The sequence below is a fragment of the Bacillus sp. RE35 genome (genome assembly GCF_052146655.1).
Taxonomy (GTDB): domain Bacteria; phylum Bacillota; class Bacilli; order Bacillales; family Bacillaceae_G; genus Bacillus_A; species Bacillus_A cereus.
On record NZ_CP197377.1, the window covers coordinates 3,769,842 to 3,791,421 of the forward strand.

The window sequence follows — 21,580 nt, forward strand, 5'->3', positions numbered from 1 at the left end:
TTATTTCACCTCAATCGGCTCTTCAACTAATTCCCCGTTAAGAGACCAAGTTTTTGCTTCCGTTATTTTTACTTTCACAAGCTGACCAATTAAAGATTTTGAAGCGACGAAGTTTACAAGTTTATTCGTACGAGTATAACCTGCAAGTACTTCCGGATTATTTTTACTTTCCCCATCAACTAACACTTCTACAATTTGACCTTTGTAACGACTATTCTTTTCAATTGCCAACGTATTTACTAGTGTATTTAAGCGTTGAAGACGTTCTTTCTTTACTTCCATCGGTACATTATCTTTCATTTTTGCAGCTGGTGTACCTTCGCGAGGAGAGTAAATGAATGTAAAGGCAGTATCAAACCCTACTTCACGATATAACGACATCGTTTCTTCAAATTGCTCATCTGTTTCATTTGGAAAACCAACGATAATATCTGTTGTTAATACTGCATCTGGAATTGCTTCTTTAATTTTTCTTACAAGTTCTAAATAATGCTCACGCGAATATTTACGTGCCATAATTTTCAGCATATCCGTACTTCCAGATTGAACTGGTAAATGGATATGTTCTACTAGGTTGCCACCTTTGCCAAGCACTTCAATTAAGTGATCATCGAAATCACGTGGATGGCTCGTTGTAAAACGAATACGGGCAATATCAACTTTACGAAGTTCGTCCATTAAATCGCCAAGACCGTATTCTATATCTTCAAAGTCTTTACCATATGCATTTACGTTTTGACCAAGTAAAGTAATTTCTTTATAACCATTTGCAGCTAAATGACGAATCTCTTGGATAATATCTTCTGGACGTCTACTTCGCTCTTTTCCGCGTGTATACGGTACAATACAATACGTACAGAATTTATCACAGCCATACATAATATTTACCCAAGCTTTAATATCACCACGACGTACTTTCGGAAGGTTTTCAATTACGTCACCTTCTTTTGACCATACTTCAACTACCGTCTCTTTCGAGAACATCGCATCTTTTAGAATGTACGGTAATCTATGAATATTATGCGTTCCAAATACCATATCTACATGCTGATTTTTTTGCATAATTTTATTTACAACAGATTCCTCTTGAGACATACAACCACATACACCAATTAAAAGGTCTGGATTTCTTCGTTTGAGTGACTTTAAATGGCCTAGCTCACCAAACACCTTATTTTCAGCATTTTCACGAATTGCACAAGTGTTTAATAAAACTACATCTGCATCCTCAGTTGAAAAAGTTGGTTCATATCCAAGTGCGGTGAAAATGCCTGCCATTACTTCCGTATCATGCTCATTCATTTGACAACCATATGTACGAATATAGAACTTTCTTCCTGTACCAAAATTGCGAAACTCTTCAGGTAAGCCAAAATCCCGTTCAATTTTAACTTCTTCTTTCCCGCGATTTTTCGCATCCTTTAAGGAAGGTGGTTGATATACACTTTCAAAGTATTTACTATAATCTTTCTCTTCTTTTTTCGTAGAGGAATTTGCTTGTTGACTTGCTAATCGTTGTTGCTCGTTCATCGGTAATCTCCTTTCACCCTTAACTATACATACTCTATAGTCCATTTTAATGCGCCTAGACTCACCTCAAAAATGGTTAGATAGCTTGAGAGATAACTTGTCCTTTGAAACTTGAGTAATCAATCTAATCATTCATAAGAATGAAGTCTTCCCCACGCAAATAGACATTCCCTTTTTATCATTTCTTGTTGTCCTACCAAAAAGCATATTGCTTTATCCCTATAAACATTACCATAGTATGATGTATTTCGCCAATTTTAACAATAAAGAGGCCATTTTATTATCTTACATTTCATAAGCAATGAACTTGCCATTTTCATACAACGATTTATATATTATTTTATCATTCTGAATTTTCTAAGTAAATAAGACTACCCTATATTTTTGTACATAAAAAAAGGTTACCAAATCGGCAACCTCCTCTTCTTACATTACATAAATTCAGCAACAAGCTCATCAAACATTTTCTGATCCATATTTAAATCAGATTTCACTAAAGGCTCTTCACTATAGCCTTTAACAAGTTCTTGATATGATGGTTGCTTAGTATTTTGATAAATTAACCCTGTTACTAAACCGTTATTTTCCATTAAAGTTTGCATAGCCATCATGCGATTAGATGGATCATATCCCTCTACTGTACTTAGTTTCGTTAAATTCTCTTTAAACCAATCGTAAGTATTTACTTTATTGTAAGTAACACATGGGCTAAATACGTTAATTAATGAAAATCCTTTATGGTTAATACCAGCTTCAATAATTTGTGTTAATTCTTTTAAATCACTCGAAAAGCTTTGCGCCACAAATGTCGCACCAGCTGTTAAGGCCATTTCCATTACATTTAGTGATGGTTCAATTGAACCTTGTGGTGTGCTTTTCGTTTTAAATCCAGCTTCACTACGTGGTGAAGTTTGCCCTTTTGTTAATCCGTAAATTTGGTTATCCATTACGATGTACGTAATGTCGATATTACGACGAATAGAATGGATTGTATGACCCATACCAATCGCAAATCCATCACCGTCACCACCTGAAGCGATAACTGTTAAATCACGATTTGCCATTTTCACACCTTGCGCAATTGGAAGGGCACGACCATGAATACTATGCACACCATATGAATTAATATAACCTGAAATACGGCCTGAACAGCCGATACCAGAAATAACAGCAAGTTCATCTGGATTTAGGCCAACGTTAGCTGCCGCACGTTGAATTGCAGCTTGCACTGAGAAGTCTCCGCAACCTGGGCACCAGTTTGGCTTTACACTGTTACGAAAGTCCTTAAATGTTGCCATTTAATACAACCCCTTTTTTGCATTCGTTGTAAATCTCTTTCGGCAAGAATGGGTTTCCATCATATTTTAAAAGACTAGAAATTTTCTCACCATTACCAAGATTCATTTTCATAATGTTAGCAAGCTGACCTGTTGCATTGTTTTCTACTACTACAACACGCTTCGCCTTTTTCACAAGTGGATCGATTTCAGCTGTTGGGAACGGGTGAATTAAACGCACATGAGCATGGTTTACTTTCATACCCTCTTGTTCTAAACGCGTCATTGCCTCTTCGATCGCACCACGAGTTGAGTTAAATCCAACAAGCAATACGTCTGCTTCTTCATGCTTAACATTTTTATAAACAGGGGTATTAAACTTCAAGTTCTCCATTTTACGGAAACGTTTGTCCATTTGATCTTTACGGTTTATTGCTGATTCCGATGGTTTTCCAGTTTCATCATGTTCTACACCTGTAACATGGTGAACACCATTTTTCATACCAGGTAAAACACGTGGTGAAACGCCGTCTTCTGTTACTTCATAACGCTTGAAGTATGCTTTATTTTCACGTTCTGGTAATTCTACTTCTAAATCAAGCTTACCACGACGAATTTCCACTTTATCTAATTTAAGTGGTTCTACTGTTTGTTTTCCTAAAGAAAGCTGTAAATCTGTTAAGAAAATAACAGGAACTTGATATTCTTCAGATAAGTTAAATGCTTCTACAATGTCATAGAAAGCTTCTTCAACTGTACTTGGCGCCATTACGATTTTTGGAATTTCACCATGCGTACCGTAAATCATCGCCATTAAGTCAGACTGTTCTTGCTTAGTTGGTAATCCTGTACTTGGGCCGCCACGTTGTGTATCAACAATTACTAATGGAGTTTCTGTAATACCTGCTAAACCGATTGCTTCCATCATTAATGAAAGACCTGGACCAGCAGATGCCGTTAATGTACGAACACCAGCATAGTTTGCACCGATTGCCATTGTACAAGCTGCGATTTCATCCTCAGTTTGGATTACTGTTCCGCCGACTTTCGGTAATTTTTTAATTAAGTATTCCATAATTTCTGATGCAGGTGTGATTGGGTATGCTGACATAAAACGAGCACCACCAGCTACCGCACCAAATGCGATTGCATCGTTCCCAATCATAAACATGCGTTTTTTACCATCAGCTTTTTCAAGCTGCATCATGTTTACTTTCTCACCTAGTAATTCTTTCATATATTGAGAGCCACGTTTAATTGCGTCCATATTCTTTTGAACGACTTGCTCTCCTTTACGACCAAAGATTTCTTCAACAACATCTAAATAAGCTGTTTCATCTAATCCTAATACTGCACTTGATGCTCCAACAGCAACCATGTTTTTCATTAATGATGTGCCTAATTCTGAAGCAATATCTGTAAACGGTATCACATATAGATTTACATCTGTATTGTCAGGTATTGTTGGATTAAATTTCGCATCCGCAACTACAATTCCACCTGGACGTAGTTCGTGGAAATTAAAATCAATTGTTTCTTGGTCAAAAGCAATTAAAATATCTAAATCATCCGAGATCGCTCGTACTTCTGTTGTACTTACACGAATTTTATTATTTGTATGGCCGCCTTTTATACGTGATGAGAAGTGGCGGTAACCGTATAGGTAATATCCTAATCGGTTTAATGCAATACAGAAGATTTCTCCTGTACTTTCAATTCCTTCACCTTGTTGGCCTCCAACTTTCCATGAAAGTTGACTAATCATCTCCTACACCCCTTTTGGCTGCATTCATTGTAGTGTATTTTTTTACAGTAATAGTTTAGCATTTTTTATGCAAATAAACTACAACGGACGCAAATTATGCCTCTTCTGATTTCCCTGAATCTTTAGTATAAAGCTATTTTGTTTTTCATTCTAGTATTAGGTCTTAAAAAAAGCAATAAAATCAAATGAATTAATTTTAATTTTTCTGAATTTTAAACCAAAACTTAAAAACTCATATGTTCTACAAAATTATCATATAAAAATCGTTCTACAGTAGATGTAGCATAGTGTTTACAAAGCTCATTCATTACATTTTCATAATCTCGATAAACTGATACATTTACAACTGTTTCTAAAATCCCATCAAAATCTGAACCAAATCCTATATTGTACTCTCCACCTAATGAACAAATATATTCGATATGTCTTACTATATCTGTTATATTTGCTTCATTTTCATTCGTTAGAAACTGCGGTACAAAAGTGACACCGATCATGCCATTTTTCTTTATAAGAGCTTTAAGTTGTTCATCGTTTAAATTACGTGGGTGCTCGCAAAGTTTCATACAATTTGAGTGGGAAGCAATAGGATTTTTTGCAATCTCTATAACATCCCAAAAACTTCTTTCATTCAGATGAGACACATCAGTCCATACATGTAGCGCATTCAGTTCTTGTACAACCTGTTTACCAAAATTCGTTAAACCCGCCCCACGTGTCTCTAGCGCACCATCAGCTAAGAGATTGGCATAATTCCATGTTAGTCCAAAAGAACGTACTCCTAGGCGATACAACAACCGTAATTTCATTGCTTCTTTTCCAATTGCTTCGCATCCTTCTAGTGTTAATATCGCTCCAACCTCGTCCTGTTTTAACATGTTAATATCATCTTTTGTCTGAATAAACTTTACACCTGGTAGGGATAAAATTTCATTATAAAAAATATCTACCATTTGTAATGCTGCTTCAAATCGGTTTTCATATGCCACTGTTTCTGGTACATATATAGCAAAACATTGTATACTTCCTTTTCTTCTCTTTAACTGTTCAAATGTAATATGTAATTGTGAATCATCGTTAAAATTCCTTTTCCCTTGTGCACTCCATAACTGAAGAAGCACGTCACAATGAGCATCAAAAATTTTCATTTTCATTCCTCCATTATAAAAACAACCTGTTTGCATACTGCAAACAGGTTGTTTAAAACTTAACGAGGTTCTACAATTAATTTTATTGCTGTACGCTCTTCGCCATCAATCATAATATCTGTAAACGCTGGGATACAAATCAGGTCCAAACCACTAGGCGCTACAAATCCTCTTGCGATTGCTACTGCCTTTACCGCTTGGTTCAATGCACCTGCACCAATAGCTTGAATTTCTGCTGTTCCGCGTTCGCGAATAACACCTGCAAGTGCACCAGCTACAGAATTAGGGACCGACGTTGCTTTAACTTTTAATATTTCCATTCCGCGTTTCCTCCTCGTTTCTTTAAAAAGTATTAGCAATTATTTCACTTTAACTTATATTCACGAGGAATGGCGCGTATTCCTGCTAAATTTTCGTAATTTTTCTAAAAAATTAAAATATAATAACTTATCTAAAATTTAACGGGAATTTACTCAAAAAATGGTTGATCGTCATTAATTAAAATACGTTCAATTTTCTTTGCTTTTCCTGTATTTGGATCCACATCAATTAACACTGCACTTAATTGCGTTCTACCATTTGTTACTTCAAATCGTACTGGTAAGTTTGTTAAAAACTTCTTCAATACTGCTTCTCTATCCATACCTAATATTCCATCATACGGCCCTGTCATTCCAACATCTGTAATGTATGCCGTTCCGCTTGGTAAAATACGGTTATCTGCTGTAGGGACATGCGTATGCGTACCTACTACTGCTGTAGCACGTCCATCTACATACCAACCTAGCGCTTGTTTTTCACTTGTAGTTTCCGCATGGAAGTCAACAAAGATAATATTCGTACGTTTTTTCGCAATATTAATTAATTCATCCACTTTACGGAATGGACAATCAATCGGAGGAAGGAAAGTACGTCCTTGTAAGTTAATAACTGCAACTTCTGTTCCATTACAGTTCACAAAGATAAGTCCTTTTCCTGGAGTTCCTTCTGGGAAGTTAGCTGGTCTTGCAAGATATTTTGCATCATCGATGAATTCAAATACTTCACGATTATCCCAAGCGTGGTTTCCAAGTGTAACTGCTTGCGCCCCACATTCTAAAAAGTTTCGATATATTTTTTCTGTAATCCCACGGCCACCTGCTGCGTTTTCTCCATTAATGATTGTTACTGTAGGTGTATATTTTTTCTTTAATGCCGGTACGTATTGTTGAATCATACCTCTACCAGGAGATCCTACTACATCCCCAACAAATAATATTCTCATATGTCTTACCCTTTCTATGTACTGCATTTTTTATTTCTATAGCATCAAGTAAATTCCTTATAATATGTTTATTATAAGTTTGTTTCACTTTTATACTATATAACTAACTGTCTTTATTTTATCCAATTCCAACACAAAAAAATAAAGTGGTGTTTCACCACTTTATTTTGCGTATTCCACTGCACGTGTTTCACGAATAACAGTTACTTTAATATGTCCTGGGTAATCCAGTTCATTTTCAATACGTTTTCGGATATCACGAGCTAAACGATGAGCTTCTAAGTCATCGATTGTATCTGGTTTTACCAAAATACGAACTTCACGTCCTGCTTGAATTGCAAATGACTTTTCAACGCCTTCATAAGACTCTGAAATCTCTTCTAACTTTTCAAGACGACGAATATAGTTTTCAAGTGTTTCACTACGAGCTCCCGGTCTTGCAGCTGATAAAGCATCTGCTGCTGCAACTAAAACTGCAATGATAGAAGTTGGTTCTGTGTCACCATGGTGAGATGCGATACTGTTTATAACTACAGGATGCTCTTTATATTTCGTTGCAAGTTCAACACCAATTTCAACGTGGCTTCCTTCTACTTCATGGTCAATCGCTTTTCCGATATCATGTAATAGACCTGCACGTCTTGCTAGTTTTTCATCCTCGCCAAGCTCTGCCGCCATAAGTCCAGTTAAATATGCAACTTCCATAGAGTGTTTTAAGACGTTTTGACCATAACTTGTACGGTATTTTAAACGACCTAAAATTTTAATTAAATCTGGATGTAATCCATGAACACCCACTTCAAACGTTGTTTGCTCTCCGACTTCGCGAATATACTCGTCCACTTCACGTCTTGATTTTTCGACCATCTCTTCAATACGCGCTGGATGAATACGTCCGTCCTGTACTAGTTTATCAAGAGCGATACGAGCTGTTTCACGACGAATTGGGTCGAATCCAGAAAGGATTACTGCCTCTGGTGTATCATCGATAATTAAGTCAATACCCGTTAACGTTTCTAACGTACGAATATTACGACCTTCACGCCCGATAATACGTCCCTTCATTTCGTCATTTGGAAGATTTACAACCGAAACGGTTGTTTCAGCAACATGATCAGCTGCACATCTTTGCATTGCAAGAGATAAAATCTCTTTTGCTTTCTTATCCGCTTCTTCTTTCGCGCGAACTTCACTTTCTTTTACCATAACAGCGATTTCATGAGAAACTTCACTTTCTACTTTACCAAGAATAATTGCTTTCGCTTGTTCGCGTGTCAGATTGGAAATGCGCTCTAATTCTGTTTGTTGCTTTTGAACTAACTCTCCCACTTTGCTTTCCAACTCTTCAATCTGTTGTTGTCTCGCTACAAGAGATTCCTCTTTCTTCTCTAACTGTTGCTCGCGTTTATCGAGCGTTTCGTCTTTACGATCAAGGTTCTCTTCTTTTTGCATTAAACGATTTTCTTGTTTTTGTAATTCGCTTCTACGGTCACGAATTTCTAATTCAGCTTCTGTACGAAGTGTATGAATTTCATCCTTTGCTTCTAAAAGCGCTTCTTTCTTAAGTGCTTCAGCATCACGATTCGCTTCGTCTAAAATACGTCTCGCTTCATTAGCCGCACCATTAATCTTCGCTTCAGCAATAGACTTTCGAACAAAAAAGCCAACAACTGCACCGACTGTTGCAAGCAAAATGGAGATGAGTATCCAAACTGTACTCGTCATGATTTCACCTCCCCTTGCTATGAATGAAAAAAGACTGTCGGCATGTACATTGAATTACAACATACAGCAAAGACCGTCGTCCCGCTTTTTTAAGGGACTTTCTTCATTTCACAATTAAAATGTCATATTATTATTTCGGTAAGATTTAAACCTTACTCCGAATATTACTTCTCTTCTTGAGAAGAGTATATTGTATATAAGAAAAAATATACATTCTCATTGTATCTATCGTAATTTTCATTGTCAAGCGTTGTCTACTTTTACTTTCTTTGCCTTCAGCCTTGAATGTGACCTAAATTTTAAAAGTAAGGAGCCTACTATACTGGAAAACCTTAGTAATTCCCATTTCTTTTACTTAAAATATTTAAATATCCCTCTTTACACAACGCATTTGAAGTAAAAAAATATTTTTTATCTATAGTATTATGCTCCTTAATAGTAGATAAAAAAATAAAAGACACGAGGCCGTGTCTTTTATTTTTTTAATCAAGAAGAGTTGAATCTTCTGCGCCCTCAGCACCAGAATCTTCACTAATTCCGTGATGCTCACGAATAAAGAAAGCAATTTCTTCTCTTAAATCTGTATTTTCTTTTAAGAACTGCTTCGAATTTTCACGACCTTGTCCTAGGCGTTCTTCATTATAAGAATACCAAGCACCGCTCTTTTGAACGATATCAAGCTCAGAAGCCATATCCAAGATTTCACCTTCTCTTGAAATACCTTCTCCGTACATAATATCAACTTCAGCAACACGGAATGGTGGTGCTACTTTATTTTTCACTACTTTTACTTTTGTTTTATTACCAACGATGTCGTTACCTTGCTTTAATTGCTCCGCACGACGCACTTCAAGACGAACAGTTGAATAGAATTTCAACGCACGACCACCTGGAGTTGTTTCTGGGTTTCCGAACATAACCCCAACTTTTTCACGAATTTGGTTAATAAAGATTGCAATTGTTTTTGATTTGTTGATTGCTCCTGAAAGCTTACGAAGTGCTTGTGACATTAAACGTGCTTGTAAACCTACGTGTGAGTCACCCATGTCGCCTTCAATCTCTGCTTTCGGTACAAGAGCTGCTACAGAGTCAATTACGATAATGTCAACCGCACCACTTCGTACAAGTGCTTCCGCGATTTCTAATCCTTGCTCCCCTGTATCAGGCTGTGATAATAGTAATTCATCTATGTTAACGCCTAATTTTTGTGCATATACAGGATCCATTGCGTGCTCCGCATCGATGAATGCTGCTTGTCCACCTTGACGTTGTACTTCTGCAATTGCATGTAATGAAACTGTCGTTTTACCTGAACTTTCAGGTCCGTAAATTTCGATAATACGGCCACGTGGATATCCGCCTACCCCTAGTGCCACATCAAGTGCTAAAGAACCACTAGAAACCGTAGAAACTCTACGCTCCGCTTGTTCTCCTAATTTCATAATTGAACCTTTACCGAATTGCTTCTCTATTTGTTTTAACGCCATATCTAACGCTGCTTGACGATCACTCATTCAAAATTCCTCCTTAACTGAATTGCTAATCTTATTATACCTATTTTCAATTCAATTTGCCAACAAAAATCGAACATTTATTCGATTTTTTTATTTTCTATCAAATAATATCTAAATTTAACCGTAAAAAAACTAGAAGAAACTTATATCTCTTCTAGCTTTTTATATAAATGATAAAATCCATATTTTGCTGTTCGTTCTCTAATTTGTTGACGACTTCCGCTTAAATTAAGAGGAAAGACTACAGTTGGTTCATCCTTAATCGAAAGCCCAACAAATACTGTTCCTGGTTCTTTCTGTTCTGAAGCATCTGGCCCTGCTACCCCAGTGAAACTAATTCCAATATCCGCTTTTAGTACATCCTTAACATTTTCAGCAAGATAACGAGCACATTCTTTACTAACTGCACCATCAGTATGCAACACTTCTTCAGGCACACGTAAAACATATTGCTTCACATCATTATGATAACAAATGACACCGCCTTTAAACACAGAAGAAACACCAGCGGTTTCAGTTACTTGATTTCCAAAAAGACCACCTGTTAAACTTTCTGCACACGCTAAAGTTAACCCTTTTCTCTTCAATAACTCGATTGCCTTATAATGCAAAAATTCTTGGTCATATCCGTAGAAAAATTCTCCTACTCTTTCTAAAATCAAATCTTCCACATGTTGAATTAGTTTCTCCGCTTCGCTAACATTTTGATGCTTAGCGGTTAAACGTAATGTCACTTCTCCATCATTTGCTAATGGGGCAATTGTTGGGTTTGTTTGTCCATCAATTAAATCTTGAACTTTCACCTCTAATTGGGACTCCCCAATGCCGAAGAAACGAAGCACACGAGAATAAATGTTTTCTCCTGTTGTAAAATTACGTAAAAAAGGCTCTACGTAACTTACATACATTGGTTTCATTTCTTTTGGCGGCCCTGGTAATAAAATATAAACTTTTCCGTTCTTATTTACCCCCATACCCGGCGCCATACCGTGGTCATTTGCAAATACTGTTGCTCCATTTAAAACGAGCGCTTGCTTTTTATTATTCTCCGTAAATTCACGGCCTGTACGCTTAAAGTAATTACTTATTAAGGCTAATGCCTTTTCATCATACACAAGCTCTTCATCTAAACTAGCAGCTATCGTTTCTTTCGTTAAATCATCTTTTGTCGGTCCTAATCCACCTGTAAAAATAAGTATATCAGCACGTTCTTCCGCAGCTTCAATCGCCTTTTGCAATCGCTTATTATTATCACCAACAACAGTATGATAGTACACGTTAATTCCGATTGAAGCTAACTTTTCAGATAAAAACTGGGCATTTGTATTTGCAATTTGTCCAAGTAATAATTCAGTTCCAACCGCAATAATCTCAGCATTCATCCCAATTCCCCCATAAACTTCTATTTTGAGTTTACAAAAGCAGCTCTATTTTTCCAGAAATAATCCCATCCTGAAATAACAGTAAAGATTAATGCAATCCATATGAAGATATCCGCAACTGGAATATGGATTAAATTTAAAGGTACATCGTGTAATAAATATGCTGCAATCGCAATAATTTGTGTCCATGTCTTAATTTTTCCTAGCTGGTTTGCTGCAACTACTTCCCCTGTTCCAGCAAGTACAAGACGTAAACCAGTTACCGCAAACTCACGACTGATAATTACAATAACAATCCAAGCCGGTACATATTGCATCTCTACCAATGTAATAAGTGCTGCCGAAACAAGTAATTTATCAGCTAACGGGTCAAGAAACTTCCCTAAATTCGTTACAAGATTATATTTTCTTGCGTAATGTCCATCAATCCAATCTGTAGCTGAAGCAATGATAAAGATAAGTGCCCCCACTAAATGTTGAATCGGTAAATCAACATCACCAATTTTGTATGAACCCCAATCAAAGGGTGCTAACATAATTACCATAAAAATTGGAATTAAGAAGATTCTAGATATTGTAATTTTATTTGGTAAATTCACAGCTATTCCTCCATCATATCAAAAACATTTGTTCATCGAAAAAAAGTCATCGAAGCGATGACTGTTATTGTGCAGGTTGCTCTATCCCTTGGTTTTTTATCACCAATCTTTGGTGAAGTTCTTTTTCTGGATCCAATGGATAAGCGACCACTTGGCCATTCAGTTTAACTTCAACATTCGTTGCATTTCCAATATTAAGTCGCACTTCTTTTAATGTTGATACATCACGTTTTTCTATTTGGCCCTCTTGTACTGTAGCGTTTAGAATCACATTCCCAGCATCATCTTTAACATCTACATAACTCGCACCTTTACCCGATAATTCCAGTTCTAATGTTTTATTATTATGAATTTCCAAAGTAGATACTTTTCCAGTTGTTCCAACTACTTTCACTTCTTGCTGTCCAGTTGGTTGTGCTGGTTGCTCCTCTTTCTTTGGTTCTTCTTTCTTTGGTTCCTCTTTTTTTGGCTCTTCCGCTTTCACTTCATCTTTCTTCGTATCTAACGGAGAATCTTTCGCTTTTTGAACTTCAATTTTCTCACTTTGAGCACTCGGAACTTTTTCATCATCTTTTCCAGTTAACGCTTGAAACACAAACCAGATTACCACTCCAACTGCGATTACTAACAGCGCAACTAAGATTTTCGGCATGTGATCTGCAATTGGCCATGATGAAGATTTTTGCATTGTTTCTTGTGTTTTTTGTCCCGTTGATACTTGTGGAACTTCACGCTTTTCAGATTGTGGTATCGTACTCTGATGTTCTACGAGCAGTTCCTCTCCATTTAATCCAACCGCATCTGCGTATTGTTTAATGAATGCACGCGCATAAAAAGCTCCTGGCAATACATCATAATTGCCTTCTTCAATTGCCACTAAATGGCGTTTTTGAATTTTTGTAATCTCATGCAGCTGATCAATAGACAAGCCTTTCGCTTCTCTTGCTTCTTTCAGCTTTTGTCCCAATTCCGTCACTACTAACACCTCAATATTTCTTTAAAAGTCAAACATAGAGAAATTATTTTGCGTACCTTGCTCAATTTCATCTACTAAATTATATTGAATTTCTTCATCATAATCGTTACGCAACTCGATAATATAATCAAAATCATCCAATGTGTATTCTGACTGACTCACAAATACATCAGGATGTTCCACAACTTTCGTTGCAGGCAATCTCATAATTTCACGAACGAGCTGCCAATGTCTTTCGTTAGCACGCTTCGTTGACACAATTCCATCTAGGATGAAAATATTGTCATCGCTATACTCATCTTCAATTAATTGACTACGAACAGTTTGCTTAATAAGAGTAGATGATACAAATAACCACCTTTTATTTGCACAAACACTTGCAGCAACAATGGATTCTGTTTTTCCGACACGAGGCATTCCGCGTATCCCAATTAGTTTATGGCCTTCTTTTTTCATAATTTCTGCCATAAAGTCTACAAGTAAGCCTAATTCATCACGCACAAATCGAAATGTTTTCTTATCATCTGCATCTCGTTGTATGTACCTACCATGTCTAACCGCTAGCTTATCTCTTAGCTTGGGCGGACGATATTTCGTTACCGTTATGTTATCCATCGTATTTAAAATTGATTCAAGTCTAGAGATTTGCTCTTGATTATCACACATAAGAAGTAACCCACGTCGTGCATTATCTACACCATTAATTGTGACAATATTAATGCCGAGCATACCGATTAACGAAGAAACGTCACCAAGCAAGCCAGGTCGGTTTTTATGTATTTCATATTCAAAATACCATTCAATCATCCAAGATCACTCCCCTTGCTTACTTTACACCTACGTACTATATTATATGATTTCACCTTAATAGGGAAGCTAAATGTATAATCTACCCTGTGTAATTATTATACAAAAAAAGTAGAGAGGAGAATCTCCTCTCTACTTTTACTTATGTTGTACGAACTTAACCATTAAATTTGCAATTGTATGTTGCTCCTGTTCATCAGCAACTTTCCAAAGCTCAGCTAATAATTTCTCTTGGTCATTGCGTCCTTCTACCTCATTAGCAAGATAGTCGCCAACACGAAACGCCATATCTGATACCGCACCGCCATCTAAACCTTTGTCTTGCGCTTGCTCTAAACGTTCTCCTAAAAAGCTCTTCCACTGATCAAAATTATCTAATACTGACATAATTAAGCACCTCACTATTGAGTAATAAAATCATCCTTAATTTGTGCAACTATTCATTTTTTATGTAAGAATTTTTTAGCAGTGCCAACCGCCATTCACTCCGATAATTTGTCCAGTTATGTAAGACGCTCCTGGTGATACGAGGAATGAAACTGTTTTCGCTACTTCTTCTGGTAATCCTATTCTACCTAATGGTATATCTTCAGCAATTCCCATTTTATCTTCTTCAGAAAAAACACTTAACATTTCCGTTTCAATTGCTCCTGGTGCTACTGCATTCACACGTAATCCACTTAAAGAAACTTCTTTCGCTAAAGCTTTCACATATGAATTTTGTGCCCCTTTTACCATTGAATAAAGCACTTCACAAGAAGCCCCTATTTGTCCCCATATAGATGAAACAATTACAATATTACCACTTCTTCTCCCGATCATAGGCGGAAGTGCCATAGAAAGTAATTTATATACGTTCTTCACTTGAAGTTCTACCATATAATCCAATTCATCGTTTGTTACATCTGTTACTAGTCCAAAAATACTCTTCCCAGCTGCGTATACAATAACATCAATAGGATGTTCAATTTGTCCCCACAATTGCTCTGCTCCATCACTAGAAGCTAAATTCGCTTGAACAGGGATAACTTCTCCCCATGCCTTCTGCAATTCCAATACCTTTTCTTCACTGTTATTGTAATGAACATAAACTGTATATCCATCTTGAATTAATTGTTTCGAAATAGCAGAGCCAATTCCTCCGCTCCCTCCAGTTACTAACGCATACTTTTTCATAAAGTCCCTCTCTTATCTCTACAAGTTCAATTTTCACATAACTAAATAATACCCTCATCTTACAATTTTTCAATGATAAGATGAGGGTATCTTTTTAATTTTATTTTTTCGGTAACACCTGACAAATACTCATTTTGTCTTCTGATAACAATAATTTCGCTACTTCTTGTAAGTCTTGAACGGTTAGTCCTTCTAATACAGTCAATGCGTCAAATAGGCTAGATTCATTAAACGCGTATCGTGTAAATTGATTTGCAATATATTCTGGTGAATTCAACGAGCGTAAAAAACCACCAATTTTCTTTTTCTTCACTCGTTCTAATGCCGCCGCATCTAATTGATCATAATCTGTTTTTAATAAAATATCTTTTAAACGATTTGCCAATTCATCAGGTTGTTTCGTATCACCGCCAACCATTGCAAAACCGAAGTTATTTTCTTCTGTATAGTCATACGAGAATGAATCATCAATAAGCCCTTCATTATATAAAGTTTCGTAATGAACAGAACTTTTCCCAAATAAATAATCTAAGAGTAACGTAAGCGCAATTTCTTGTTTTAAAAGCGCTTGCCCCTTTTCCTTTAAATTAGTCGCTTTAATACCAACTAAACATTTCGGTGTTTGCACAGGCATTGAAATAATTTTTTTCTTTTCATTTACCTCATTTGGTTCTTCTTCAAATGAACGCACAATTTCTGGCTGGTTTTTATAATCTTTTTTCGCTTGATTTTCACGTACTAAATCCATTGTTTTCTCTGGATCAATTGCACCCACAACAAATAATAACATATTGCTCGGATGATAAAATGTTTCATAACATTCATACAATAAATCTTTCGTAATTTTACTAATAGATTCGATTGTCCCTGCAATATCAATTTTAATTGGGTGTTTTACAAACAAGCTATCAATTAACCCGAAGTACAAACGCCAATCTGGGTTATCTTGATACATTTGAATTTCTTGCCCAATTATCCCCTTCTCTTTTTCAACCGTTTTTTCAGAGAAATAAGGCTCTTGCACGAAGTTTAGCAATGTATTTAAATTTTGTTCTACGTTTGAAGTACATGAAAAAAGGTAAGCTGTTCGTGTAAATGATGTAAAAGCATTTGCCGATGCTCCTTGTTTACTAAACAATTGGAAAGCATCGTGATCTTCTTTTTCAAATAATTTATGCTCAAGAAAATGTGCAATTCCATCAGGCACACGAATCATTTCTTCTTTCCCTAATGGTACAAATGTATTATCTACAGAACCATATTTCGTCGTAAACGTCGCAAATGTTTTATTAAATCCTTGTTTCGGTAAAACATATACATCTAATCCATTAGGAAGTTTTTCATAATAGAGTGTTTCTTTTAATTGCTCATAAACAATTTTCTCCATTTACTCTCCCTCCGTTCCTTGTAAAAAGTAAATTGTATCTAGTTCAATATTTTTAGCAACTTTTACAATTTCTTCTTTCGTCACACTTTCTATACCTGTAAGCCATTCTTCAACTGGACGTGTACGATCTGAAATAATACCATGATATAGCATTTCTACAAAGCCACGTGGTGTATCAATTGCCTCTAATATTTGATTTTGGATGACACTTTTTGTTTGATGTATTTCTTCTTCAGAAAACTCTCCGTTTTGCATCGCAAGCATTTGTTCTTTAATAATCTCAACTGCTTTTTCATAATTTTTCGCTTCGATTCCTGACATAACAAATAATAAACCTTTATGACTTTCAAAGCGCGATGCTGCATAGTACGCTAAACTATTTTTTTCACGCACATTTACGAATAACTTCGAATGAGAAAAGCCACCAAACAATCCATTGAACAATTGCAATGCAAAATAATCTTCATCTTTATATGTGACAAATGTACGATAACCGATGTGTAATTTACTTTGTTTTAATTCTTGTTTTTCAACAACTTCTTTTTCTTCATTATTTCGTCTATGAAGGAGTACATTTCTTTCTCTCACTGGACGAGTTGAAATAGAAAAATACTTACTTACAAGATCAACGGCGTTTTCTGAAATATCACCAATAATATATAGATCCATTTCATCTTCCGCTAACACCTTTTGATAATATTGATACAAACTTTCATTTGTAATAGACATAACACTCTCTTTTTTTCCATTTGCACTTAAACGATACGGTTCTACTTTGCACATTTCTTCAATTAAACGCTCGTTTGCATAACGCATTTTATCATCATAAGTAGCTTCAATTCTCTGTAACAGTGCTCTTTTTTCACTTTCTACGATAGAAGATAGGAAACCGTTCCCCTCCGTTGCTGGATGTAACACAATATCTGACAACATAGAAAGCGCTTTTTCAAATAACGGTGGTGCATCATGTAAATAAACTTCATTTGCAATGTCTACATAAATGGAGATAATATGGTCTTCCCCTTTTTTACTTACATCTACCGCTAAAGAAGATCCGTATAATTCTTCTAAATATTGACGAAGACGAATTACAGAAGGTAATTTTTCTGTCGCACTTTGCAATACGTATGGCAATAGGGCACGCTCTGTCACCGTCTCCTCATTTAAAGGCGCTTTAAAACGAAATACAAAGGTATTCGTTTTATATTTATCAGTCGGAATAATATGTACGCGCAAACCACCTAACTCATGTAGTTGTTGTTCCATTAGTTTCATTTATAGCCCTCCTTTACGTATATAGGAATATTCCTCTTCAATATACAGTTTTTAGAAATAAAAAATCAACTTTTCTCCCTTATTATGCTTACATATGATTCTTTCTAAAAACTTTAATATGTAAGGAACATAGTAAAATTCCGTATTAAATATATTCTATGTAAAAAAGCCCACACTAATGTGCGAGCTTTTTTATACTTATAAAATACTTATCGTTTTCCTTTTTCATAAGGAGTTCCTAAAGCTTTGGGAGCTTCAGAACGACCTACAAAACCGACAAGCGCTAATATTGTGAATATATATGGTAATATCGTTAATAAAACACTTGGAATTTGATCTAATACAGGGATTGTTCCGCCCGTTACACTTAGAGATTGCGCAAAACCAAAGAATAGAGCTGCACCTAGTGCGCCTAGTGGATTCCACTTTCCAAAAATCATAGCAGCTAAAGCTAAGAAACCTTGTCCTGTAATAGTTGCCCCTGAGAAGTTATTAGAAATTGACATTGCAAAAATCGCTCCACCAATTCCAGCAAACACTCCTGAAATACAGACTCCAATATAGCGCATTTTATATACGTTAATCCCCATCGTATCCGCTGCCATTGGGTGTTCACCAACAGCACGTAGACGAAGACCGAACGGTGTTTTATAAATAACATACCAAACAACGAATGCTAAAATAATGGCAATATATGACGTTATTGGTACGTTCGAGAAAAATATTTTCCCTAAAACCGGAATATCCGAAAGGCCTGGAATATCAATCTTTTCAATACGATACTGAATAAAGTCAGTCTGCCCTTTATCAAAAATCTTCTTAATTGCAAATACTGTTAAACCAAGAGATAAGAAGTTAATGGCTACACCACTTACAACTTGATCTGCTCGGAATGTAATAGAAGCTACCGCATGAAGTAATGCAAATAACCCACTACCAATTGCCGCAAATAGTAACGCAATCCACGGAGTCATCGTTCCCCAAGTATCACCCATTAATAAGTTTGTAACGACTCCAATAAATGCACCAAATAGCATTAGTCCTTCTAATCCGATGTTTACAACACCCGATCGTTCACTAAATACACCACCTAGTGCTGTGAAAATGATAGGTGCCGATGTATATAACGTACCCGTCACAAGAATGGCTAATATATCTAAAAAGCTCATTTATTTCCCCTCCTTGCTCATGCGTGTAAGCGCCCATCTTAACACATAACTACATGCAACAAAGAAGATGATACATGCAATAATTACATTAATAAGCTCTGACGGTACATCTGCCTCAAAGTTCATTTGAGGGGAAGCACTTTTCAAACCACCAAATAATAAAGCTGAAAGGATTATACCAAACGGATTATTCCCTCCAAGTAATGCTACGGCAATCCCATCAAATCCTACTCCTGTAAACGAAGACATCGCTGTCATACTCTGGAATGTCCCTAATCCTTCCATCGCTCCACCAATCCCCGCAAATGCACCAGCAATTGTCATGGAGAATACTACATTACGAGAAACTTTCATACCTGCATATTGAGAAGCATGCTGATTAAATCCTACTGACTTTAATTCGTAACCTAAAGTTGTTCGATCTAATAAGAACCACATTAAAATAGCGATTAAAATTGCTACAATAATTCCCCAGTGTAGACGTGAACCATCAGTAATAGAAGCAAGCCAGTCTGAAGATAGTGACGCACTCTCTTTAATATCATACGTTTTGTCATTACCCGCATGTAAGAAACGCTTAATGATGTCATACGTTACATACAAAGCGATATAGTTCATCATAATAGTTACAATAACTTCATTCACTTGAAACTTCCCTTTTAAATATCCCGGAATGAAGCCCCAAATTCCGCCCACCAATGCTGCAAATAAAATAGATAATGGAATATGAAGGAAAGCTGGTAGTGAGACTGCATAACCGAACCAAACCGCTGCAAGCCAACCAACTAACAATTGACCCTCTACCCCGATATTAAATAAACCTGTACGAAATGCAAACGCCACCGATAAGCCAGCAAGAATAAGCGGTATCATTGTACGAAGCGTTTCACCAATCGCACTTGCGCTGCCGAACATTCCTGTCCAAAGTGCACTATAACCAACAATTGGATCATAGCCACTAACTAGCATTACAATCGCTCCTACAAGTAAGCCGAAAATAACGGATAGTACTGGGACTAAAATATTTATCGTTCGTTCTGTTAAAAGCTTTTTAGCCATTTGTACCCACCTGCTCCTTCTTTGTTCCTCCAGCCATTAACAATCCAAGCTGTTGTTCATTCGTTTCTTTCGCATCAACTATTGCTACAATTTCCCCTTCATAAATAACAGCAATTCGATCGCTAACATTTAAGATTTCATCTAACTCTAATGATAAAAGTAATACACCTTTTCCTTTATCCCTTTGCTCTATTAATCTCTTATGAATAAATTCAATTGCTCCTACATCTAAACCACGTGTTGGCTGTGCCGCAATTAATAAATCTGGATTTCGGTCTACTTCACGTGCAATAATTGCTTTTTGTTGATTCCCCCCAGATAGAGCGCGTGCTAACGTTTGCTCACTAGGTGTACGCACATCAAACTGTTCAATAAGAGCCTTTGCTTTTTCTGTAATTTTGCTGAAATTTAAAATCCCTTTCTTTGAAAATGGATTTTTATAATACGTTTGCAGAACTATATTATCTCTAACAGAAAAATCAAGAACGAGTCCGTGTTTATGACGATCTTCTGGAATATGACCAATTCCTTCTTCTGTTATTCTTCTAACAGGCCAATTTGTTATTTCTTTTCCTTTAATTGCAATAGAACCTGACTCAACTTTTCGTAAACCAGTAATTGCTTCTATTAATTCACTTTGTCCGTTTCCATCAATCCCTGCAATCCCAACAATTTCCCCCGCACGAACAGTTAAGTCAAGGCCTTTTACAGCAGGTAGTTGACGTGCATCGTGAACAACAAGGTTTGCAATTGAAAGTACCTCTTCTTTTGGCTTCGCGTCTATTTTTTCTGTTTTAAAATTCACTTGACGTCCGACCATTAATTCTGCAAGTTTATTTTCATCCGTATTTGCAACGTCAACCGTTCCAATCCCTTTTCCTTTACGAATAATCGTACAACGATCGCAAACTTCCATAATTTCTTTCAACTTATGTGTAATAAGAACAATAGATTTTCCTTCTTGCACAAGCTTTTTCATAATTTGAATTAGCTCATGAATTTCTTGCGGTGTTAACACAGCTGTTGGTTCATCAAATATTAAAATTTCTGCACCGCGGTAAAGAGTTTTCAAAATCTCAACACGCTGCTGCATACCAACTGAAATATCCTGTATTTTCGCATATGGATCTACAGATAAACCGTATTGTTCAGACAGTTTTTGAATTTCTTTAGCAGCTTCCTCAACAGCAATTTTCCCTTTTTTCTTCGGTTCATTTCCGAGAATAATATTCTCTGTAACTGTAAAATTATGAACAAGCATAAAGTGTTGATGGACCATTCCAATACCAAGGTCATTTGCTATATTCGGATTTGTGATTTTTACAGGTTTACCTTTAATTTTAATTTCACCCTGCTCTGGTTGGTACAAACCAAATAGTACATTCATCAATGTGGATTTCCCTGCACCATTTTCTCCAAGTAAAGCATGTATCTCACCCTGCTTTACTTGCAGCGTAATATCATCATTCGCTACAATGCCTGGGAATACTTTCGTAATGTTATTCATCTCAATTACGTATTCCATTG

General features: G+C 36.3%; 19 protein-coding genes. All 19 read right to left on the reverse strand.

Translation table 11 applies throughout. From position 1 onward, the window contains the following. The 19 genes from miaB to ACTL4X_RS19220 all read right to left on the reverse strand — a co-directional run bounded on the left by miaB (position 1) and on the right by ACTL4X_RS19220 (position 21,578). Entirely contained in the window at positions 1–1,530 is a 1,530-nt protein-coding gene (miaB, locus tag ACTL4X_RS19130; protein ID WP_001005394.1) for a tRNA (N6-isopentenyl adenosine(37)-C2)-methylthiotransferase MiaB, read from the reverse strand. Positions 1,531–1,961: 431 nt separating this feature from the next. Beyond that, a complete protein-coding gene (locus tag ACTL4X_RS19135; RefSeq protein WP_000190155.1) occupies positions 1,962–2,828 on the reverse strand; it encodes a 2-oxoacid:ferredoxin oxidoreductase subunit beta in 867 nt (288 codons plus the stop codon). Beyond that, positions 2,815–4,572: a 2-oxoacid:acceptor oxidoreductase subunit alpha gene (locus tag ACTL4X_RS19140; protein WP_000625418.1), complete on the reverse strand. Its 1,758-nt coding sequence runs from the start codon at positions 4,570–4,572 to the stop codon at positions 2,815–2,817. Before ACTL4X_RS19140 ends, ACTL4X_RS19135 begins: the two co-directional genes overlap by 14 nt. A gap of 224 nt (positions 4,573–4,796) precedes the next feature. Then, the gene (locus ACTL4X_RS19145) at positions 4,797–5,720 is read right to left on the reverse strand and encodes a dipeptidase (protein ID WP_000688046.1); all 924 of its coding nucleotides are present in this window, start codon (positions 5,718–5,720) and stop codon (positions 4,797–4,799) included. 59 nt (positions 5,721–5,779) lie between these two features. Continuing rightward, positions 5,780–6,040: a stage V sporulation protein SpoVS gene (gene spoVS / locus ACTL4X_RS19150; protein ID WP_000404341.1), complete on the reverse strand. Its 261-nt coding sequence runs from the start codon at positions 6,038–6,040 to the stop codon at positions 5,780–5,782. A 149-nt stretch (positions 6,041–6,189) separates the two neighbouring features. Then, a complete protein-coding gene (locus ACTL4X_RS19155; RefSeq protein ID WP_001221095.1) occupies positions 6,190–6,984 on the reverse strand; it encodes a TIGR00282 family metallophosphoesterase in 795 nt (264 codons plus the stop codon). Positions 6,985–7,146: 162 nt separating this feature from the next. Further along, a complete protein-coding gene (gene rny, locus ACTL4X_RS19160) occupies positions 7,147–8,709 on the reverse strand; it encodes a ribonuclease Y (protein ID WP_000204911.1) in 1,563 nt (520 codons plus the stop codon). A 482-nt stretch (positions 8,710–9,191) separates the two neighbouring features. Beyond that, positions 9,192–10,223: a recombinase RecA gene (gene recA / locus ACTL4X_RS19165; protein WP_001283860.1), complete on the reverse strand. Its 1,032-nt coding sequence runs from the start codon at positions 10,221–10,223 to the stop codon at positions 9,192–9,194. Positions 10,224–10,366: 143 nt separating this feature from the next. Continuing rightward, positions 10,367–11,605: a competence/damage-inducible protein CinA gene (gene cinA / locus ACTL4X_RS19170; protein WP_000990692.1), complete on the reverse strand. Its 1,239-nt coding sequence runs from the start codon at positions 11,603–11,605 to the stop codon at positions 10,367–10,369. 20 nt (positions 11,606–11,625) lie between these two features. Continuing rightward, the gene (pgsA, locus tag ACTL4X_RS19175) at positions 11,626–12,204 is read right to left on the reverse strand and encodes a CDP-diacylglycerol--glycerol-3-phosphate 3-phosphatidyltransferase (protein WP_001052967.1); all 579 of its coding nucleotides are present in this window, start codon (positions 12,202–12,204) and stop codon (positions 11,626–11,628) included. Between the two features lie 64 nt (positions 12,205–12,268). Continuing rightward, positions 12,269–13,180, reverse strand: coding sequence for a helix-turn-helix domain-containing protein (locus ACTL4X_RS19180; RefSeq protein WP_000137461.1), 912 nt, complete (start codon positions 13,178–13,180; stop codon positions 12,269–12,271). Between the two features lie 21 nt (positions 13,181–13,201). Then, positions 13,202–13,987, reverse strand: a complete 786-nt coding sequence (locus tag ACTL4X_RS19185) for a DUF3388 domain-containing protein (protein ID WP_000574107.1) — start codon at positions 13,985–13,987, stop codon at positions 13,202–13,204. 138 nt (positions 13,988–14,125) lie between these two features. Next, positions 14,126–14,374 carry a DUF3243 domain-containing protein gene (locus ACTL4X_RS19190; RefSeq protein ID WP_000114450.1) on the reverse strand — a complete coding sequence of 83 codons (249 nt, stop codon included), beginning with the start codon at positions 14,372–14,374 and terminating at the stop codon, positions 14,126–14,128. Between the two features lie 75 nt (positions 14,375–14,449). Further along, positions 14,450–15,163, reverse strand: coding sequence for an elongation factor P 5-aminopentanone reductase (gene ymfI / locus ACTL4X_RS19195; RefSeq protein ID WP_000759604.1), 714 nt, complete (start codon positions 15,161–15,163; stop codon positions 14,450–14,452). A gap of 100 nt (positions 15,164–15,263) precedes the next feature. Then, positions 15,264–16,550 carry an EF-P 5-aminopentanol modification-associated protein YfmH gene (gene yfmH / locus ACTL4X_RS19200; protein WP_000411976.1) on the reverse strand — a complete coding sequence of 429 codons (1,287 nt, stop codon included), beginning with the start codon at positions 16,548–16,550 and terminating at the stop codon, positions 15,264–15,266. Next, complete coding sequence (yfmF, locus tag ACTL4X_RS19205) at positions 16,551–17,825, reverse strand: EF-P 5-aminopentanol modification-associated protein YfmF (protein WP_000772418.1); 1,275 nt, start codon at positions 17,823–17,825, stop codon at positions 16,551–16,553. It abuts the gene before it with no gap. A gap of 209 nt (positions 17,826–18,034) precedes the next feature. Further along, positions 18,035–18,994, reverse strand: a complete 960-nt coding sequence (locus tag ACTL4X_RS19210; protein WP_000008856.1) for an ABC transporter permease — start codon at positions 18,992–18,994, stop codon at positions 18,035–18,037. Next, complete coding sequence (locus ACTL4X_RS19215) at positions 18,995–20,053, reverse strand: ABC transporter permease (RefSeq protein WP_001085254.1); 1,059 nt, start codon at positions 20,051–20,053, stop codon at positions 18,995–18,997. Beyond that, entirely contained in the window at positions 20,046–21,578 is a 1,533-nt protein-coding gene (locus ACTL4X_RS19220) for an ABC transporter ATP-binding protein (protein ID WP_000456914.1), read from the reverse strand. Before ACTL4X_RS19220 ends, ACTL4X_RS19215 begins: the two co-directional genes overlap by 8 nt. Positions 21,579–21,580: the final 2 nt, after the last annotated feature.

What these genes read in the sequence shown, in the direction of transcription:
- recA (WP_001283860.1), bottom strand. Translation starts at nt 10,223, where the DNA reads ATGAGTGATCGTCAAGCAGCGTTAGATATGGCGTTAAAACAAATAGAG.
- ACTL4X_RS19220 (WP_000456914.1), bottom strand. Translation starts at nt 21,578, where the DNA reads ATGGAATACGTAATTGAGATGAATAACATTACGAAAGTATTCCCAGGC.
- ACTL4X_RS19185 (WP_000574107.1), bottom strand. Translation starts at nt 13,987, where the DNA reads ATGATTGAATGGTATTTTGAATATGAAATACATAAAAACCGACCTGGC.
- yfmH (WP_000411976.1), bottom strand. Translation starts at nt 16,550, where the DNA reads ATGGAGAAAATTGTTTATGAGCAATTAAAAGAAACACTCTATTATGAA.
- ymfI (WP_000759604.1), bottom strand. Translation starts at nt 15,163, where the DNA reads ATGAAAAAGTATGCGTTAGTAACTGGAGGGAGCGGAGGAATTGGCTCT.
- ACTL4X_RS19135 (WP_000190155.1), bottom strand. Translation starts at nt 2,828, where the DNA reads ATGGCAACATTTAAGGACTTTCGTAACAGTGTAAAGCCAAACTGGTGC.
- miaB (WP_001005394.1), bottom strand. Translation starts at nt 1,530, where the DNA reads ATGAACGAGCAACAACGATTAGCAAGTCAACAAGCAAATTCCTCTACG.
- ACTL4X_RS19215 (WP_001085254.1), bottom strand. Translation starts at nt 20,053, where the DNA reads ATGGCTAAAAAGCTTTTAACAGAACGAACGATAAATATTTTAGTCCCA.
- ACTL4X_RS19155 (WP_001221095.1), bottom strand. Translation starts at nt 6,984, where the DNA reads ATGAGAATATTATTTGTTGGGGATGTAGTAGGATCTCCTGGTAGAGGT.
- ACTL4X_RS19145 (WP_000688046.1), bottom strand. Translation starts at nt 5,720, where the DNA reads ATGAAAATTTTTGATGCTCATTGTGACGTGCTTCTTCAGTTATGGAGT.
- cinA (WP_000990692.1), bottom strand. Translation starts at nt 11,605, where the DNA reads ATGAATGCTGAGATTATTGCGGTTGGAACTGAATTATTACTTGGACAA.
- spoVS (WP_000404341.1), bottom strand. Translation starts at nt 6,040, where the DNA reads ATGGAAATATTAAAAGTTAAAGCAACGTCGGTCCCTAATTCTGTAGCT.
- ACTL4X_RS19210 (WP_000008856.1), bottom strand. Translation starts at nt 18,994, where the DNA reads ATGAGCTTTTTAGATATATTAGCCATTCTTGTGACGGGTACGTTATAT.
- rny (WP_000204911.1), bottom strand. Translation starts at nt 8,709, where the DNA reads ATGACGAGTACAGTTTGGATACTCATCTCCATTTTGCTTGCAACAGTC.
- yfmF (WP_000772418.1), bottom strand. Translation starts at nt 17,825, where the DNA reads ATGAAACTAATGGAACAACAACTACATGAGTTAGGTGGTTTGCGCGTA.
- ACTL4X_RS19190 (WP_000114450.1), bottom strand. Translation starts at nt 14,374, where the DNA reads ATGTCAGTATTAGATAATTTTGATCAGTGGAAGAGCTTTTTAGGAGAA.
- ACTL4X_RS19140 (WP_000625418.1), bottom strand. Translation starts at nt 4,572, where the DNA reads ATGATTAGTCAACTTTCATGGAAAGTTGGAGGCCAACAAGGTGAAGGA.